Origin of the sequence: Curtobacterium sp. MCLR17_036, from assembly GCF_003234445.2 — a bacterium.
Lineage (GTDB): Bacteria > Actinomycetota > Actinomycetes > Actinomycetales > Microbacteriaceae > Curtobacterium.
The window spans coordinates 114,417-132,105 of sequence record NZ_CP126269.1 but is presented as its reverse complement, the minus strand read 5'-3'; the positions used below and the strand labels follow the sequence as shown (position 1 = coordinate 132,105).

17 protein-coding genes and 1 tRNA gene are annotated in these 17,689 nt (G+C 68.6%); 6 read left to right on the top strand and 12 right to left on the bottom strand.

The features are described from left to right. Positions 1-30: 30 nt before the first annotated feature. The 3 genes from DEI99_RS00685 to DEI99_RS00675 form a co-directional block, all read right to left on the bottom strand. Positions 31-945, bottom strand: a complete 915-nt coding sequence (locus DEI99_RS00685) for a RelA/SpoT domain-containing protein (RefSeq protein ID WP_258369386.1) — start codon at positions 943-945, stop codon at positions 31-33. Positions 946-1,010: 65 nt separating this feature from the next. Next, positions 1,011-2,048: a nucleoid-associated protein gene (locus tag DEI99_RS00680; protein ID WP_181434432.1), complete on the bottom strand. Its 1,038-nt coding sequence runs from the start codon at positions 2,046-2,048 to the stop codon at positions 1,011-1,013. 466 nt (positions 2,049-2,514) lie between these two features. After that, a tRNA-Ser gene (locus tag DEI99_RS00675) sits at positions 2,515-2,604 on the bottom strand. A 142-nt stretch (positions 2,605-2,746) separates the two neighbouring features. Here DEI99_RS00675 and DEI99_RS00670 point away from each other — a divergent pair. Next, a complete protein-coding gene (locus DEI99_RS00670; protein ID WP_111041727.1) occupies positions 2,747-3,862 on the top strand; it encodes an SGNH/GDSL hydrolase family protein in 1,116 nt (371 codons plus the stop codon). A 10-nt stretch (positions 3,863-3,872) separates the two neighbouring features. Then, positions 3,873-5,234 (top strand): DNA repair protein RadA, encoded by a 1,362-nt coding sequence (radA, locus tag DEI99_RS00665; protein WP_111041728.1) that lies wholly within the window; start codon positions 3,873-3,875, stop codon positions 5,232-5,234. Positions 5,235-5,353: 119 nt separating this feature from the next. On the opposite strand, the gene DEI99_RS00660 is transcribed toward radA, so the two are convergent. Further along, a complete protein-coding gene (locus DEI99_RS00660; protein WP_071258111.1) occupies positions 5,354-5,737 on the bottom strand; it encodes an SseB family protein in 384 nt (127 codons plus the stop codon). Positions 5,738-6,029: 292 nt separating this feature from the next. Between DEI99_RS00660 and cspE the strand changes: the two genes are divergently transcribed. Further along, complete coding sequence (gene cspE, locus DEI99_RS00655) at positions 6,030-6,239, top strand: transcription antiterminator/RNA stability regulator CspE (protein WP_017887662.1); 210 nt, start codon at positions 6,030-6,032, stop codon at positions 6,237-6,239. 424 nt (positions 6,240-6,663) lie between these two features. Here cspE and DEI99_RS00650 read toward each other — a convergent pair whose 3' ends face one another. After that, entirely contained in the window at positions 6,664-7,341 is a 678-nt protein-coding gene (locus DEI99_RS00650; RefSeq protein ID WP_111041729.1) for a hypothetical protein, read from the bottom strand. Positions 7,342-7,392: 51 nt separating this feature from the next. Beyond that, a complete protein-coding gene (locus DEI99_RS00645; RefSeq protein WP_071258115.1) occupies positions 7,393-7,935 on the bottom strand; it encodes an amino-acid N-acetyltransferase in 543 nt (180 codons plus the stop codon). A gap of 98 nt (positions 7,936-8,033) precedes the next feature. On the opposite strand from DEI99_RS00645, the gene DEI99_RS00640 reads away from it, so the two are divergent. Then, positions 8,034-8,486, top strand: a complete 453-nt coding sequence (locus DEI99_RS00640; RefSeq protein WP_071258129.1) for an SRPBCC family protein — start codon at positions 8,034-8,036, stop codon at positions 8,484-8,486. A 145-nt stretch (positions 8,487-8,631) separates the two neighbouring features. Continuing rightward, positions 8,632-9,645 carry a DUF8805 domain-containing protein gene (locus tag DEI99_RS00635; RefSeq protein ID WP_111041730.1) on the top strand — a complete coding sequence of 338 codons (1,014 nt, stop codon included), beginning with the start codon at positions 8,632-8,634 and terminating at the stop codon, positions 9,643-9,645. A 228-nt stretch (positions 9,646-9,873) separates the two neighbouring features. On the opposite strand, the gene DEI99_RS00630 is transcribed toward DEI99_RS00635, so the two are convergent. Beyond that, the gene (locus tag DEI99_RS00630; RefSeq protein ID WP_111041731.1) at positions 9,874-12,393 is read right to left on the bottom strand and encodes an ATP-dependent Clp protease ATP-binding subunit; all 2,520 of its coding nucleotides are present in this window, start codon (positions 12,391-12,393) and stop codon (positions 9,874-9,876) included. A 160-nt stretch (positions 12,394-12,553) separates the two neighbouring features. Beyond that, positions 12,554-13,030, bottom strand: a complete 477-nt coding sequence (locus DEI99_RS00625) for a Clp protease N-terminal domain-containing protein (protein WP_111041732.1) — start codon at positions 13,028-13,030, stop codon at positions 12,554-12,556. A gap of 71 nt (positions 13,031-13,101) precedes the next feature. Between DEI99_RS00625 and DEI99_RS00620 the strand changes: the two genes are divergently transcribed. Then, the gene (locus DEI99_RS00620) at positions 13,102-14,034 is read left to right on the top strand and encodes an NAD(+)/NADH kinase (protein ID WP_071258144.1); all 933 of its coding nucleotides are present in this window, start codon (positions 13,102-13,104) and stop codon (positions 14,032-14,034) included. A 139-nt stretch (positions 14,035-14,173) separates the two neighbouring features. On the opposite strand, the gene DEI99_RS00615 is transcribed toward DEI99_RS00620, so the two are convergent. The 4 genes from DEI99_RS00615 to lysS form a co-directional block, all read right to left on the bottom strand. Then, positions 14,174-15,232 (bottom strand): sigma-70 family RNA polymerase sigma factor, encoded by a 1,059-nt coding sequence (locus tag DEI99_RS00615; RefSeq protein ID WP_071258146.1) that lies wholly within the window; start codon positions 15,230-15,232, stop codon positions 14,174-14,176. 356 nt (positions 15,233-15,588) lie between these two features. Next, complete coding sequence (locus DEI99_RS00610; protein ID WP_258369388.1) at positions 15,589-15,720, bottom strand: hypothetical protein; 132 nt, start codon at positions 15,718-15,720, stop codon at positions 15,589-15,591. 207 nt (positions 15,721-15,927) lie between these two features. Beyond that, a complete protein-coding gene (locus DEI99_RS00605) occupies positions 15,928-16,131 on the bottom strand; it encodes a hypothetical protein (protein WP_071258149.1) in 204 nt (67 codons plus the stop codon). A gap of 29 nt (positions 16,132-16,160) precedes the next feature. After that, positions 16,161-17,687 carry a lysine--tRNA ligase gene (gene lysS, locus DEI99_RS00600; RefSeq protein WP_111041733.1) on the bottom strand — a complete coding sequence of 509 codons (1,527 nt, stop codon included), beginning with the start codon at positions 17,685-17,687 and terminating at the stop codon, positions 16,161-16,163. Between the last annotated feature and the right edge of the window lie 2 nt (positions 17,688-17,689).

Sequence of the window (17,689 nt, the reverse complement as noted above, 5' to 3'; positions counted from 1 at the left end):
GGCAGCCCAGTGCGAGCGGCCACTTGAGGGTCACGCGTCTCGAGGCAGAACGACACCCGCGCTTACGCACGATTTTCTGATCACATCTTCAAAGTCGGTGTTGGCGATTGCATTGGCAAGCAAATATGGCTTCGATTCCGCTCGTTCAAGGACAGCAAGAATCTCGGGCTGCGAGTAAAGCCAGTCGCGCGAGTCCACATAATCCGCAGCCTCGGGGGCATGCTGCTTCAGCAACCGACTGATCCTGGATCTATTCAACTCACAAAATATGTGCACCAGATCTTCGACACGGTCGGCGTCCGATGGATATGCGCTCAACAGGAGATTCATCAATACTACGTCCACGGAAGGGGTTGTGATCTCCCCACTCAGAACCTCGTACTCCTGTTCCAGCGCTTCGAGAGCGAGCGCCGGCCTGTACATAGGCAGCTTCCTCCTCTTGCGAATCATCCGCTGAACCTCGTCGTCAAACAGTTCGACAAGAACGGTAAGCCTGTCAATCACTCGCCGCATCCCGCTGGGAGGTTTCACAAGCCCTTTGTACAGCAGCTTATGCGACACCACTGACCATGCATCCTGAGCACGAGTTCGTAGCTGCACCTCAGCCAGGATCAGCTCCTCCTTGTCATCGACAACAGTCCCTGCCGACAAGATAAAGTGGATACCGGGATAAAACAGCTGGTCGTGCTTGCCTCGCTTGACGGTACGTTCAAGGATGCGCCATGGACCTCGCTCTATGAGCCGATCTGCGGAGCGAACGTCCTCCTTCGTCGAGCAGATAATTCTTAGACCAATTTTATCCTGGATAGAGGTCCAAGAACGGGGGTTCGACGGGTCCGCACGTGCCTTCCGGATGAGGCTGCGGGCTGTCTTCACTCTCCCTGATATCACGTAGTCGCTCAGGAGTGGAGACACGACCTCCTTGAGGTCCCGCTCGTAGGTCACGAGCGCCTCATCGAGCGACGGCCGCGCATCTCGGTAGCGCGACCCTAGGTCTTCGGCGTCCGCCATCACGCTGGCGGACGTGACAGGCGGTAGGAGTCCGCCTCGCCCTTCACGATGATTCGGGGACCGTCCTCCGAAGTCGGGTCAACGATCACAGTTCCGTTCTGCATGGCCTCGCTGGAAGCAGTGATCGTCACACCTGACGAAGTCTTCACTTTCAAGCCCCCAATCTGGCTCCTCACCAATCGAGTATCTTTTGTGAAGGTCGACGAACGAATCTGACTCGGAAGACTCTGGGAGAAAGTATCCCGGTCTTCGGCATCCATGAATTCTGAAATGAAGGAACTCGGGGTTAGTTGACCAGAAGGGCTTTCGAGCACGGCGACGGCCGCCGTTGCATACCGCGCACGCTTCTCCTCCGGCATTCCGGGCGTGTTGATGAAATTGGTAACGGCCTTCACAAACTCTTCTGTCTGCACTTCTGCTCGATGCTTTAGTTCACAGCCAAGAAATTGCTGCAGAAAGTAGTCCGCAAAAGAAACGCCATTTTGCTTATCTACCATCAGACCAACAAGCTGATCCTGAGCATCAACCCAAAACAACCCGATCTTATAGACGCGAGAGTTCTGCCCCATAATGAGTTCAGTGAGATGTTCAACCTCGAAAACAACATTCTCGCCGTTCGTCTCATGGTTCAAGCGAACGCCTTCCTGGTGTTCGGCCTTCAGAATGACGAAACGATCACCAGCGCTAGCTTTAGCGAGAGCTGCCAGAAATACGCCAGCAGAGCTACCATTCGTCTGCTTGCGATGCATCCAATCGGCAATTTGCTTCGAGTTGTCCGCAAGGAGGTCAGGATTTTGAAGTGCAGCTCGCACCAGAGCTGGTACCGGGCTGCCGTACGTGTCGGTTGCGACAATCTCTCGTGCGAACGCGAATGCTGGCTGCAGCATCTCCTCCCGGATGAAGCGATCCGTCGCGGGGTTCAGCGGCGTCGGAGCGGAGGAATACAACGGCTCAGCCCCGCCCTTGTCCTGCCGGCGACCGCGAGGGATCTCATGCAGCATTGTCTGCTGAAGAGTTAGTGGTTCTACAGTCGGCACGATGGTCCTCTCCCGCCTCATCCGTGAGGCATGCTCGATGCAACTGTATCGAGTGCGCTGAGCGCGAGCGTCTCCAGCGTCACGCGCGCCGCCTCCGCACCGCGTCATGATTTCGACGCGATCCGCTTGTCAGCCATGCGCATGCTGTCTTACGGTCCCTCTCGGCAGCTTGCCGCACATCTGAGCCCTGGTCTAGATGTTGTGCAACGCCAGTCGGCGGCGGCGCTCGACTCGCCACGAAGCGGGAGAGACGCAAGCGAGCACCTCCGCTTCGACATGCAAGCTCGTGTAACAAGCGAGTGGATGTGAGCATCAGCCCGGGAGGAACCCCGACAAGCAGCCCTGCCGAGGAGATGGCGGCCACGAGAGGGGCGGTCTGAAGCGGTGGATGGAGAGCGTGCACCAGAACAGCACCACGGGCACCCCCCAGAGATAAGAAAACCCCCGCGTCAACGGGGGTTTTCTGTGGCGGTACCGGTGGGATTTGAACCCACGGTGGAGTTGCCCCCACACATGTTTTCGAGACATGATCCTTCGGCCGCTCGGACACGGTACCGGGAAAGATCATACACGATCAGGAGGCCCCTCCCGCCACCCGCGGTCGGCCGTCCCTCCACAAGCGGTTGCATCCAGGGCACTCTCCACATCCGCGCAGCACCTCCGCCGAGGACGAAGCGTTGCGGCGTACCGTCCTCGGCATGAAGTCCCGCACGCTCATCGCCCTGGTGTCCTCGATCGGCGGGGGCCTGCTCGTCGCCGGCAGCGCCGCCCTCGGTACCCGCGCCGGTGTGAAGGGTCAGCGTGCCGCCGCCCAACGCGTGGTGGACATGCTCCCCGTGCACGCCGACTGGTGGCGCGAACGCCAGCAGCACGAGGGGCAGCTCCTCTACCTGGCGATCGGTGATTCGGCCGCACAGGGCGTGGGCGCGACCGCTCCGTCCCGCGGGTACGTGGGCCTGCTCGCCCGGCGCATCCGGCACCGCTCCCGCATGTCGGTGCGGGTGGTGAACCTCAGCGTCTCGGGCTCGACGACCTGGGGTGCGAAGCGTGACCAGCTCCCGAAGCTGCAGCAGTACTCCCCCGACGTCTGCACGGTGTCGATCGGTGCGAACGACATCGCCGACTTCGACCCGGGCAAGTTCGAGCGGAACATCCGGGCGATCTACGGTGCCGTGCCGTCGCACACGGTGGTCGCCGAACTGCCGTGCATGTTCGTGCCGGACCGGGAGCGCAAGGTGGCGGTGGCGAACGAGATCGTGCACCGGGTGGCCGCCGAGTTCGGGTTGACGGTGGCACCGCTGCACACCATCACGAAGCGGGTCGGGCTGCGGCGCACGTTCTTCAACAGCTACGGGGACCTGTTCCACCCGAACGACCGCGGGTACGAGATCTGGGCGAGTGCGTTCGAGCCGTCGGTCGACGCCCGGGTGGACACCGTCGCGGCGATCCGGCACTACCTCTCTGCTCGCGAGGCCGAGACCCTCGGGCGTGAGGCAGGCGCCGTCGCCAACGCCCGCGCCGAGCAGGACACGGAGGGCGCCGAGGCCCTCGACCACGCGGGGCGGCAGAGCCCCGGCCCGGTCGAACGACTCCGCCAGCGGATGACGGCATCGGCGACACACGACGAGCACGAGCACGAGCACGAGCGCGCCACCGACGCGAACCCGGACCAACACCGAGACCGACAGTCAGACGAGCAAGCCGCCCCCGCCCAGCACGACGAGCAAGCCGAGCCCGACCAGCACGACAACCGAGCGCAATCCGCTCGACAGCAGCCCGCCGGCCCGTCGGGTGATGTCGGCGGCACCCCCTAACCTCGACGTCATGGCGCGCCCGCAGTCCCTCTACCGATGCACCGAGTGCGGCTGGACCAGCGTGAAGTGGGTCGGCCGCTGCGGCGAGTGCCAGACCTGGGGAACGGTCGAGGACTCCTCCGCCGCCTCGGCGAGCTCCCGCGGCACCGCTGCGGTCGCCGTCACGGGCACGCGCGTCGCCCGACCGATCACCGAGGCCCGTGGCACGTCGGTGCAGCGGTGGCAGACCGGCATCGGCGAGTTCGACCGGGTGCTCGGCGGCGGCGTCGTTCCCGGAGCGGCAGTGCTGCTGTCCGGTGAACCCGGCGTCGGCAAGTCGACGCTCCTGCTCGAGGTCGCTTCGCGTGCGGCGTCGGCCGGCAAGCGTGTCCTCTACGTCAGCGCCGAGGAGTCCGTCGACCAGGTCCGCCTGCGTGCCGAGCGCACCGGCGCCATGCACGACCAGCTCTTCCTGGCGAGCGAGGTCGACCTCGGCGTCATCATCGGGCAGATCGACCAGGTGCAGCCCGACCTGCTCATCGCCGACTCGGTGCAGACGATCTCGTCGGGCGCGATCGACGGCATCGCCGGTGGGACGTCACAGGTGCGCGAGGTCGCCTCGACCCTGATCCGGATCGCGAAGGACCGCGCACTGCCGGTCCTCATCGTCGGGCACGTGACGAAGGACGGCACGATCGCCGGCCCCAGGCTGCTCGAGCACCTGGTCGACGTCGTCTGCCACTTCGAGGGCGATCGCCAGACCGCGCTCCGGTTCGTCCGGGCGCTGAAGAACCGCTTCGGCCCCACTGACGAGGTCGGGTGCTTCGACATGGCCGGCGACGGCATCCACGAGGTCCCCGACCCGAGCGGCCTGTTCATGTCGAAGAACGCCACCCCGGTGTCGGGCACGTGCGTGACCGTCGCGCTCGAAGGGCGTCGGGCGCTGCCGGTCGAGGTCCAGGCCCTCATCGTGCCGAGTTCCGCCCCGCAGCCGCGCCGCGTGGTGAACGGTGTCGACTCGTCACGCGTGGCGATGCTGCTCGCCGTCCTCGAACGGCGCGCGGGGCTGAAGCTCTCCGATGCCGACGTCTACGTCTCGACGGTCGGCGGCATGAAGCTCACCGAGCCGGGTGCCGACCTCGCCATCGCACTGGCGCTCGCGAGCGCCGCACGAGACCGCCCGTACCCGCACACGTTGGCGGCGGTGGGTGAGATCAGCCTCGCCGGCGAGATCCGCCCGGCCACGGGGACGAAGCAGCGGGTGGCCGAGGCGAAGCGGCTCGGCTTCACGACGGTGCTCGGCGCGGACTCCGGTCACCTGCGCGAGGCACTCCGGGTCGCGTTCTCGATGACCCAGTCCGCTCGCGAGCGCGAACTCGACCGCGCCTTCTGACCGGCACGTACGAGCACCGGCACGTGCGAGTACCGGCACGTGCGAGCACCGGCACGCACGAGCACACGCCGGGGCAGGTGCACCGACGCGGGCACCTGCACGAGCCGCCCCGCCGCCCCTCAGGCGCGCAATGCGGCCAGCAGGTCCTCGGGCGTCGCCTGCATGGTGTGCGGGCCGGCGATGTCGAAGAACACGCCCTCGAGCAGGTCGAGGTGCGCCGCGAGGAACTCCTCGAGCCGCGGTCCGTCGTAGACCATGACCTGTCGGATCTTCTCGTCGGGCACCATCGCCGTGTAGGCGTCTGCCGACGAGAACAGCAGCAGGATGCGCTTGTCCGAGCCCTCACGGCCGAACACCCGCACCTGCATGTCCTTCTTGCCGGTGACGAGTCGGGGGACGATCACGATGTCGTTGCGCAGCGCGAACGCCACCGCAGCGACGTCCTGCTTCGCGAGGGCTTCCTCGAGTTGTTCACTCCGGAAGCGCTGTTCCTTGTCTGCCATCGGAACGATTCCACCAGATTTCGCTGTGCCGTGGAGAACGCGTCGCGAGAACGGGTAGCCAGCGGAGCCGGAGCACGCTAGCCTGGTGAAACCGCTTCGGCGGCGCTCAACGTCCTGGTCAGGTGGTTTGCCCCTGACTCGGACTACCAGGATCACCGGTCGTCAGACCTGATCCCGAACCCGTCCCGCCGGCACCTGCCCGCGTGGCGCATCACCCCCGTCGACGTACGTCGGGGCTCCGCAGGTGCGATCGCACCATGGCGGAACGCAAGAAAGCTAAGGAAACGCCATCATGGCATCTACCGGTACCGTCAAGTGGTTCAACAACGAAAAGGGCTTCGGCTTCATCGCCCCGGACGACGGCAGCGCTGACGTCTTCGCGCACTTCTCCGCGATCGCCGGCAACGGCTACAAGTCGCTGGAGGAGAACCAGAAGGTGGAGTTCGACATCACCGAGGGCCGCAAGGGCCCGCAGGCGGAGAACATCACCGTCCTCGGCTGATCACATCAGCTTCGAACGGCCCCGTCGTCTTCGGACGACGGGGCCGTTTGCTGTCCCCGGGCAGGGAACGCCGCACAACCACAGTGCACCGGAACCGGCACACGACCCGGCGTGGACGCACTCCGGTTGTGCGAAGCGTCCCCGAACCACCCGACCGAGCAACGGGACCCCGCCCGTCGCCACCCTGCCCTGGTCGCGACCACCGCCGGACGGGAGGCGCGGCACCAGCTGGCACCGCGCCTCCCGTCCGTCCGTGCGCACGTCGAGCGCCGCATCACCGCAGCGACGGACCCGCGAAAGCGACAGTGTGCCGCGAACCATCCGCGGAGATCAGTCGCTTACGCGACACACTCAACAGCCCCGAGCGCCCAGCCCCGCCCGGCGCCCCGCCGAACGCCAAGCCCCGCCCGGCGCCCCGCCAGCCTCAGTTCAGCACCAACTGCGCCGAGCGCTTCGACTCGACCTTCCCCACCCCGACCTGCAGGTGGTAGCTCGCTCCCCCGCCGGTGACGGCCGGCCGCGACGAGTCGCAGGTCGTCGTCGAGGACCGGGTGCGGTCCCACTCGATCGCCGGCGTGGTGAGGGTCTGACCGGCCTTGATGGTGACGTCCTGGTGGGTGCCGCCGGTCTGGCAGTCCTTCGATGACCAGTACTGCTCCTCACCGGAGCTGATCGTCAGGACCTGCTGCGCCGAGCCGAGGTCCCAGTGGCAGCTGTTCGAGCCGGAGTTGGTGATCGACATGGCGATCTTCGGGTCCTCGGTGGGGCCGTAGGCCTCCTTGTCGAGGACGGGCTCGAGCTCGATCTGGTCTGCCGTGCACTCGGCGCCGTCGGCGGCGGTCGGCGCCGCGGAACGCGAGGGCGCGGGCGTGCGCGACGTCGCCGTCGACGACGAACCGGAGCTCGCACCCGATCCCGACCCCGCGGCCGGCTCCGCGGAACCGGAGGCCCCGGGAGCAGCCGACTCGGCTGCCCCGCCGCGGCCCACCACGATGAGCACGACCACGATCACGACGACGAGGACCGCGCCGAGCGCGATGGCCCGGCGGCGCCAGTACACGCTGGGGCGCTCGGGGCCGACGGGGTGGCGGAACGACGACATGCGCACAGGGTAGGGCGGCAGGTCGGACGAGCGCGGATGCCGCGCGACGCGTCAGAGGATCTTCAGCATGCGGGTGTTGCCGAGGGTGTTCGGCTTGACCCGGGCGAGGTCGAGGAACTCCGCGACCCCCTCGTCCGACGAGCGGACGAGTTCGGCGTAGACGTCCGGCGAGACGACGCTCTCGCCGATCTCCAGGTAGCCGTGCTTCGCGAAGAAGTCGACCTCGAACGTCAGGCAGAAGATGCGGGCGACGGCGAGCTCGCGGGCGTCGTGCTCGAGCGCCTCGAGCATGCGGTGCCCGACGCGCTTGTGGATCCAGTCGGCGTCGAGGGCGAGCGTGCGGACCTCGGCGATGTCGTCCCAGAACACGGCGAGGGCGCCGCAGCCGATCGGCACGCCGTCGGGGCCCTCGGCGATCCGGAACTGCTGGATCGAGCCGTAGAGCTGGACGTTCTCCTTGCCGAGCAGGATGCGGCGGTCGACGTACGGGGCGATGAGCCGCTGGATGTGCGGGACGTCCGACGCCAGCGCCGGACGCACGAGGATCCCGTGCTCGTCGCGCTCGTCGAACGCGTGCCTGCCGTGCTCTGTCATCCGGCCCACACTAGTGCGAGCCGACCGTCGACGTGCACGGCGCCGAGGGGGACACCCGTCTGGGTTCCGCTCAGGACGACCGGCCTACCGTGCAACCCATGCCCCAGATCATCGAAACCGTCGACGTGAACGTGCCCGTCTCCGCTGCCTACAACCAGTGGACCCGCTTCGAGGAGTTCCCCACCTTCCTCGACGAGGTCGAGAAGATCGTCCAGGTGGACGACAAGACCACCGACTGGACCGTGAAGGTCGCCGGCCAGGAGCGCGAGTTCCGGGCGATCATCACCGAGCAGCACCCCGACGAGCGCGTCGCCTGGACCGTCAAGGACGGCGAGACCGACCACGCCGGAGTCGTCACCTTCCACAAGCTGTCCGACAACGAGACGCGTGTGACCGCTCAGATCGACTGGCAGCCCTCCGGCTTCCTCGAGAAGCTCGGCTCGGCCGTCGGCATCGGTGGCCACGCCATCAAGAAGGACCTGCAGAACTTCAAGGAGCGCGTCGAGTCCGCTCCGACCGACTCCGGCTGGCGCGGGGACGTCCAGGCCTGAGACCGGCTGCGGTCGTCCGTGGTGACGGACGGCCAGACTGGAGGCGCGGTGCCGGACGGCACCGCGCCTCCCGTCCGTCCGGGGGTCGGGTCCACCCCCGCACCCGCGCCGACGCACGCCGGGAGGCTCCGCGAGGGGAGACCACATGACCGGCACACGCACCACCGTCCTCGGCACGACGATCGGCACCGCGGTGGGGACGGCCGGCAGCGTCGCCCTCGCCGCGCTCGTCGCCCGCCGACTGCTCGCCCCCGCCCCGTACCGGGCGACGGCCACCGTCCGGAGCTCCACGCGGACCGAGGCCCTCCTCGACGCGACCCGTGACACCCGGCTGCCGGGCACGTACGGCCTGCAGCGCTCGGGCCGGCGCGAGCGGATCGGCACCGTGCTCGGCGTCGACGGCGACGCCGTCCGCCGCGCGGTCACCGACCCCGTCGACCCCGGCGTCTGGGAGTGGGACGCGCTCATGGCCGACTCCCCCGACGACGTGCCGGGCGAGGAACCGGCCACGACCGCCCGCACCCACGTCGTGCACGTGCACGGGCAGTCGTTCGGGCCGCGCCAGGTGCTCCGCGGGCTCGCCGTCTGGCGGTCGCTCGGGGCGTCGAACACGATCGTCGACACCACCGACCTGCCGCTGCGCTCGCTCGACCCCGCAGCCGCGGACCGCGTCGTCGCCGCCGTCCGGGCCGCCCGCGCGAACGGGGCCGAGCGCGTCGTCCTGCAGGGCTGGTCGGCCGGGGCCCTCGCGTGCGCGGTGGCGGCCGACCGCGAGCACGTCGACGGCATCGTCGGTGTCGCGCCGCTGCTCTCCGTTGCCTCCGCGCTGCGCGGGGCCGTCCGGGCAGCGCACCTGCCCGCGGCCGTCGGCTCCCTGGCCGCGCGCATCGCGTCGACGCCGCTCGTCTGCCGGCTCGCCGGCACGCACGACCCCGTGGCCGTGACCGCCTGGCCGGACCGGTCCACCCCGACCCTGCTCCTGCACTCGACGGCCGACGCGCTCGTGAGCGCCGACGACGTCGCCGCACAGGCTGCCCGGCCGGGTGTCACGGCGGTCGCGTTCCACACCGCACCGCACACGCTCGAGTGGAACGAGGACCCGGCCCGCTGGGACGACGCCGTCCGCCGGTTCGCCGCCGAGGTCCTGCCGACCCCCTGACGTGCAACGGCCCCGGTCTGCGAACAGACCGGGGCCGGCAGCGCCTCGATCCGTTGGGGGGAACCGATCGAGTGCTCCGCGCGAGGAGTTGGGGGGAACGTCTCGCGCGTACTGGCAACACTACCCCCGGACGAGGGCCGATGGCCGCGACGCGCGCAGAACGGACGGGAGGCCCGTTGCCAGCTGGCAACGGGCCTCCCGTACCGACACGTGTCGGTTATCCCTGGATCAGGACTCGATCTCGCCCTGCGGCGCCTCGGGCGCCTTGTCGAGCGACGGCGCACCGGCGAGGACCTCTTCGCGGCCCGGCTGACGCCCGGTCTCGAACTGGAACTTCCCGTCGGCGAAGTCGACCTTCACGTGGTCGCCCGCGTTGAGCTCACCCTGCAGGATGTGCTCGGACAGCTGGTCCTCGACCTCGTGCTGCATCGCGCGGCGCAGGGGGCGAGCACCGAGGGACGGGTCGAACCCGACCTTGATGAGCTGCTCCTTGGCGGCGAGCGTGAGCTCCACCGTCATGTCGCGGTCGAGCAGGCGGTCGGCCAGACGCTTCACGAACAGGTCCACGATCTGCAGCAGCTCGGGCTGCGACAGCTGCGGGAACACGATCGTGTCGTCGACACGGTTCAGGAACTCGGGCTTGAAGTGCTTCTTCAGCTCCTCGTTCACCTTGCCGCGCATGCGGTCGTAGCCGACGGCCGAGTCACCCTCGACCTGGAAGCCCACCGGGCCACCGGCGATGCCCTGCGAACCGAGGTTCGTGGTCATGATGATGACGGTGTTCTTGAAGTCGACCACACGGCCCTGACCGTCGGTGAGACGGCCTTCCTCGAGCACCTGCAGCAGCGAGTTGAAGATGTCCGGGTGGGCCTTCTCGATCTCGTCGAACAGGACCACGGAGAACGGCTTGCGGCGCACCTTCTCGGTGAGCTGGCCACCCTCCTCGAACCCGACGAACCCGGGAGGGGCACCGAACAGGCGGGACACGGTGTGCTTCTCACCGAACTCCGACATGTCGAGGGAGATCAGCGCGCCCTCGTCGTCGAACAGGAACTCGGCGAGGGCCTTGGCGAGCTCGGTCTTCCCGACGCCCGTGGGGCCGGCGAAGATGAACGAGCCGGAGGGACGGTTCGGGTCCTTCAGGCCGGCACGGGTGCGGCGGATCGTCTTGGACAGGGCCGAGATGGCCTCTTCCTGACCGATGACGCGCTCGTGCAGTGCCTTCTCCATGAAGACGAGACGCGAGGTCTCCTCTTCGGTGAGCTTGAACACCGGGATGCCCGTGGCCTGGGCCAGGACCTCGGCGATGATGCCCTCGTCGACGGTGCCGGACGCGGCGACGTCACCCGCACGCCACTGCTTCTCGAGGCGGAGACGCTCGCCGAGGAGCTTCTTCTCCTCGTCGCGCAAGCTCGCAGCCTTCTCGAAGTCCTGCTCCTCGATGGCGGCTTCCTTCGACCCGCGGACCGTCGAGATCTTCTCGTCGAACTCGCGGAGCTCCGGCGGTGCCGACAGGATCGACAGACGCAGGCGAGCGCCGGCCTCGTCGATCAGGTCGATGGCCTTGTCCGGCAGGAAGCGGTCCTGCACGTAACGGTCCGCCAGGTTCGCCGCGGCGACGATCGCACCGTCGGTGATGGACACCTTGTGGAACGCCTCGTACTTGTCGCGCAGCCCCTTGAGGATGTTGATCGCGTGGGGCAGCGACGGCTCGTTGACCTGCACCGGCTGGAAGCGACGCTCGAGTGCGGCGTCCTTCTCGAAGTGCTTGCGGTACTCGTCGAGCGTGGTGGCACCGATGGTCTGGAGCTCACCGCGGGCCAGGAGCGGCTTGAGGATCGAGGCCGCGTCGATCGCGCCCTCGGCTGCACCGGCACCGACGAGCGTGTGGATCTCGTCGATGAAGACGATGATGTCACCGCGGGTGCGGATCTCCTTCGTGACCTTCTTCAGGCGCTCCTCGAAGTCACCGCGGTAGCGGGACCCGGCGATGAGCGACCCGAGGTCGAGCGAGTAGAGCTGCTTGTCCTTCAGCGTCTCGGGCACGTCGCCCTTGACGATCGCCTGCGCGAGGCCCTCGACGACGGCGGTCTTGCCGACGCCGGGCTCACCGATCAGGACGGGGTTGTTCTTGGAGCGGCGGGAGAGGATCTGCATGACCCGCTCCATCTCCTTCTCGCGCCCGATGACGGGGTCGAGCTTGCCGTCGCGCGCGGCCTGGGTGAGGTTCCGACCGAACTGGTCGAGGACCTGCGAACCCTGCTGCGCGTTCTGCTGCTGCTCGCCACCGACGGCGACGGCTTCCTTGCCCTGGTAGCCGGACAGGAGCTGGATGACCTGCTGGCGGACCCGGTTGAGGTCGGCGCCGAGCTTCACGAGGACCTGGGCTGCGACGCCCTCGCCCTCGCGGATCAGGCCGAGCAGGATGTGCTCGGTGCCGATGTAGTTGTGGCCGAGCTGCAGCGCCTCGCGCAGGGACAGCTCGAGCACCTTCTTGGCGCGCGGCGTGAACGGGATGTGCCCGGTCGGCTGCTGCTGGCCCTGCCCGATGATGTCCTGGACCTGCTCGCGGACGGCATCGAGCGAGATGCCGAGCGACTCCAGCGCCTTGGCGGCGACGCCCTCGCCCTCGTGGATGAGGCCGAGGAGGATGTGCTCGGTGCCGATGTAGTTGTGGTTGAGCATCTTCGCTTCTTCTTGAGCGAGGACGACAACCCGACGGGCTCGGTCGGTGAATCTCTCGAACATGTGCTCTCCCTTGCCGGAATCGTGGGAGTCCGGTGACGTACATCGAGACTAACCAGCGCTCCCCCGACGGGCTCCCCCTGTTCGCCGTGGGCGTGACCTGGAGTGCGCGATGTGCGCGATGAGCGAACGCCGGTCGACTCCTCGGCGTCCGGGAGCCGGTTCAGCCGCGCCGGACCGCTCGCCGCAGGGCCCGTCGGAAGCGCCGCGGGTCGACGCCGAGCGTCTCGAGGACGTCGTGTGCCGAGCCCATGAACGGGTCGTCGACGCCGTCGAGCACCGCGAGCACGACGTGCGCGGGGCGGACCCGGTCGAACGGGCCGGCGAGGACGGCCGCGCGGGCGAGCACCCGGGCGGCGGCAGGCGTGCAGGCGACCCGGTCGTGCTCGCCGGGGCACGGCGTCCGGGCACCGACGAAGGCCGTGATGCCACGGCGGACGGTCTCCGGCGTGACACCGTGTGCCGCCAGGACGGGACGGAACCGGGGCATGCCGCTGCACAGGGTCACGGCGGCGAGCAGGAGGTGTTCGGCGTCGACGAAGCCGAAGCCGGTCTCGTGGGCCTCGAGGTCGGCGAGCAGGACGATCTCGCGGCCGTGCCGTGCAGCGGGGAGGGCGACGAACAGGTGAGCGATCTGCATGTATGCAGAATATCGGACGCGCTTCTGGACGGCCAGCCCCCGATCGAGGTCCGGTCGGTAGCATCCGCAGCATGGATCAGCCCGTCGTCGGCCTCGTCGTCCACCCGACCAAGAACGTCCAGGAGTCCGTCGCGACCCTGCAGCGCTGGAACGCGTCCGGTCTCGGGGAGCTCGTGGCCCGTCGGGCGGACGCCCAGCGCGTCGGCCGCGGGGTCGCCGTCGTCGACGACGACGACTTCACCGACCGGGTCGACCTCGTCGTCGCGCTCGGCGGGGACGGCACCATGCTCGGGGCGATGCGCCTCGTCGCGAAGCGCCCGGTGCCGGTGCTCGGCGTCAACTACGGCAACGTCGGGTTCCTGGTCGAGATCGAACCGCCGGAGCTCGAGGCCGCGCTCGAACGGCTGTCCGCCGGCGAGTACCAGCTCGAGCCGCACCACGCGCTCGAGGCCCGGCTGTCGTGGGGCGGCGCCCGCACCGACTACCTGGCGTTCAACGACCTGACGGTCGTGCGACGACCGGGAGCGGGTCAGGTCTCGGCCGACCTCAGCGTCGGCGGGCTCGGCTACGGCTACTACCGCGCGGACGCCGTCGTCGCGTCGACGCCCGCCGGGTCGACCGCCTACAACTACGCCGCCGGCGGCCCGGTGCTCTCCCCCGCCCTGTCCGGCTCCGTCGTGACCCCGGTCGCGCCGATGGCCGGCATCGACCGGTCCGTGGTGCTCGCTGCCCGGGAGCGCTACCGCCTCGACATCGCCGAGGGCACGAGGAGCGCCGCGCTCGAGGTCGACGGCCTAGTCGTCGGCGAGGTGGCGACCGGGGCGCAGATCGACATCCGCCTGCGGAAGGACGCCGGCAGCGTGGTCCGGCTCGACGCCGAGCGCCACGGGCGGACCGGCCGCGTGAAGCTGAGCCTGCTCGACCTGCCGCTCCGGCCGGACCAGCTCATCGAGCTCATCCCGAACGACCTGCGGCAGAAGCTCGACCGCGAGATCGACGAGTGACGGTCCGGCCCGGGAACGAGAGTGGCCCGCTCGAGCAGTGCTCGAGCGGACCGTCCCATCACCCCACCGGATCGCCTTCCCACAGGACGCTCCGGGCTCCCCGCGCCGGCACGAGAGGTGCCGGCCGAAGCCTGCTGACCTAGTCGGTCAGGTACAGCTGCATGTCCTGCGACACGGCCTTCGCGAAGAGGCGCAGCTTGGCGCGCGACTCGACACGGCTGACGGCCTGACGCGTGGTGTGCACGATCTTCGAGATCTCGTCGAGGGTCATCGGCTTGTCGTCGTCCAGGCCGTAGCGCATGCGGATGACGTTGGCCTCGTCGCTCGGCAGCTCGGCGACGATGGAGCGGATGTCGCGGTGCAGCAGCGTCGTCTCGGTGAGCTCGTTGGGGCTCGCGGCGTCCTCGTCCTCGATGAAGTCACCGAGCTCGCTGTCGTCGGAGTCACCGACGACGGTGTGGATCGAGACCGGCTCGTGCGAGCGGCCCTTGAGGTCGACGAGTTCCTCGACGCTCATGCTCAGCTCGGCGGCCACTTCCTCCGGCATCGGCGCACGGCCGAGGTCGACGGTCAGGTCGCGCTCGGTGCGCGAGATCTTGTTGATCAGCTCGACGGTGTGCACCGGGATGCGGATCGTGCGGGCCTTGTCGGCGAGACCGCGCGAGATCGCCTGGCGGATCCACCAGGTGGCGTAGGTCGAGAACTTGTAGCCCTGCGTGAAGTCGAACTTCTCGACGGCGCGGACCAGGCCGAGGTTGCCCTCCTGGATGACGTCCATGAACGGCAGGCCGCGCTGCGAGTAGCGCTTCGCGATGCTCACGACCAGGCGGAGGTTCGAGGTGATCATGCGCTCCTTCGCGCGCTCACCGTCGCGGACGAGCCAGCGCAGTTCGCGCTGCAGGGACTTGGCGAGCCCCTTCTCGGTGGTCAGCTTCTCCTCGGCGAACAGGCCGACCTCGATGCGGCGGGCGATCTGCGCTTCTTCCTCGGCGGTGAGGAGCGAGAGGCGGCCGATGTGGCGGAGGTAGTCGCCGACCTGGTCGACGGAGGCGCCACGGACGCCGGCGAGCTGCTCGTCGGCCTCGACCTCGGTGTCGAGGGAGGTGGTCGCGGACTCGGCGGTCGCGGTCTTCGACGCTGCGGTCTTCTTGGTGGTGGAGCGGCGGGTGGTGCTGGGTGCAGCCGTTGCGATCGTCATGGTGTTTCTCCCTGCGTTCGACGTGGTGGCCATCTGGGGGTGGTGCTCACCGGGGGGTGGTCATGAGTAAAGCGGTCGGGGGGTGTACCCCACAAACCCGCTGGATCGATTCCCAGGCTTCTCCGTGGTTCGCCCCCGGAACGGCCCGGAACGGGGTACGGGTGCCCCCCGATCTGTCCCCCTGACCGGGCGCGCAGAGCGGCCATGACGTGATGTTTCCGCCGTTGCCGCCGTGTTTCGGCCGCGTTTCCGCACCCGGCCCCCGGGGCACACCGCCCCCAGGACGAACGAAAGGGGTACGCCCGGCCTGATCGGTTCGATCTGGTCGGCGTACCCCGATTGACGTGCGGTGGGGGTCACCAGGACGGTTCGAGCCAGCCGTCCCGGCGCTTCGAGGCCTCGAGGTCGGCGTCGCGGTCGAACTCGTCGTACTCGCTCTCGATGTCGCCGACGAGGCTGCGACCGGTGAAGGGGTGTGCGGTTGCCATGCCGACGATGGTCACCCCGGCGCGCGACGACGGGGTGAACGGGTCGTGACGGGACGCCGGCGCGCAGGCGTCGCGGCGGGGCCGCTGCGCCCGGAGGAGCGCAGCGCACAGCAGAGCGCTCCGCGCTGAGGGGCACTGCGTGCGGAGGGGTGCAGCCGGCAGCGGGCGCGCGGGTCCGCGGATGGGCGCCGTCGGGCGGCGGGCGCGCTACTCGGCGGAGGTGGTGCTCGGCGCGGGGTAGCCGTGCTCACGCTCGAAGCGGGCACGCTCCTCGGCCTCGACCTTGGCGTAGGCGGCGCGCTCGGTGCGGTCCGCCCGCATGATGGCGCGCATGACGAACCAGAAGATGAGGCCGACGATGATCGTCGGCGTCAGGGCGAAGATGATCCCGGTCACGACTCCATGCGGCACCCGAGCATGGTACCCCGCGAACCCCGGGCTTACTTGACCAGGGGGAACAGGATGGTCTCGCGGATGCCGAGGCCCGTGATGGCCATGAGCAGCCGGTCGATCCCCATGCCCATGCCTCCCGACGGCGGCATCGCGTGCTCGAGCGCGCGGAGGAACTCCTCGTCGACGCGCATCGCCTCGGGGTCCCCGCCGGCAGCGAGCTTCGCCTGCTCGACGAAGCGCTCCCGCTGCACCACCGGGTCGACGAGCTCCGAGTACGCCGTGGCGAGCTCGAACCCCCGGACGTACAGGTCCCACTTCTCGACGATGCCGGGCCGGGTGCGGTGCTGCCGGGTGAGCGGCGAGGTGTCGACCGGGAAGTTCATCACGAACGTCGGGGCGTACAGGCGGTCCTCGTTGAAGTGCTCCCAGAGCTCCTCGACGTACTTGCCGTGGGTGGCGTGGGCGACCTCGACGCCCTCGGCCGCGGCGAGCGCCTGGAGCTCGGCCAGCGGCGTCTCCGGCGTGATCTCGCGCCCGGCCGCCTCGGACAGCGACCCGTACATGTCCATCCGGGCCCACTCGCCGCCGAGGTCGTACTCGGTGCCGTCGGGCAGGGTGACGACGAGCGAGCCGCCGGTCACCGCGCGGGCGGCGTTCTGCACGAGCTCCTGGGTCAGGTCGGCCATCTGCTCGTAGTTGCCGTACGCCTGGTAGGCCTCGACCATCGCGAACTCGGGCGAGTGCGACGAGTCGGCGCCCTCGTTTCGGAAGTTCCGGTTGATCTCGAACACGCGGTCGATGCCGCCGACGACGGCGCGCTTGAGGAACAGCTCGGGCGCGATGCGCAGGAACAGCTCGGTGTCGAAGGCGTTCGAGTGCGTCACGAAGGGTCGTGCCGAGGCACCGCCGTGCTGGGTCTGCAGCATCGGCGTTTCGACCTCGAGGTACTCGTGGCCGGTGAAGGTCTGGCGCAGCGAGGCCATCACGGCGGCACGGGCGCGGACGGTGGCGCGCGCCTCGTCGCGGACGATGAGGTCCAGGTAGCGCTGCCGGACCCGGGTCTCCTCGTTCAGCTCGTTGTGCAGGTTCGGCAGCGGCAGGATCGCCTTCGCCGCGATCGCCCAGTCGTCGACCATGATCGACAGCTCGCCGCGGCGCGACGAGATGACGCGGCCGTGCACGAACACGTGGTCGCCGAGGTCGACGAACTCCTTCCAGCGGGCGAGCGACTCGTCGCCCACCTCGGCCAGGGACACCATCGCCTGGATCCGGGAACCGTCGCCGGACTGCAGCGACGCGAAGCAGAGCTTGCCGGTGTTGCGCGAGAACACGATGCGGCCGGCGACGCCGACGACGTCCTGCGTCTCCTCGCCGGTCTCGAGGTGCGCGTACTGCTCGCGGACCGCCGGGATCGTCGTGGTGATCGGGAGCTCGGCAGGGTACGCCTCGATGCCCGACTCCAGCAGCTTCGCCCGCTTGTCGAGCCGGACCTGTCGCTGCTCGCTCGTCTCCTGCTCGGCCTGTGCGGCGGCGTCGGCGGTCGCGGTGTCGGGGGTGACGGTCTCGTCGGTCATGC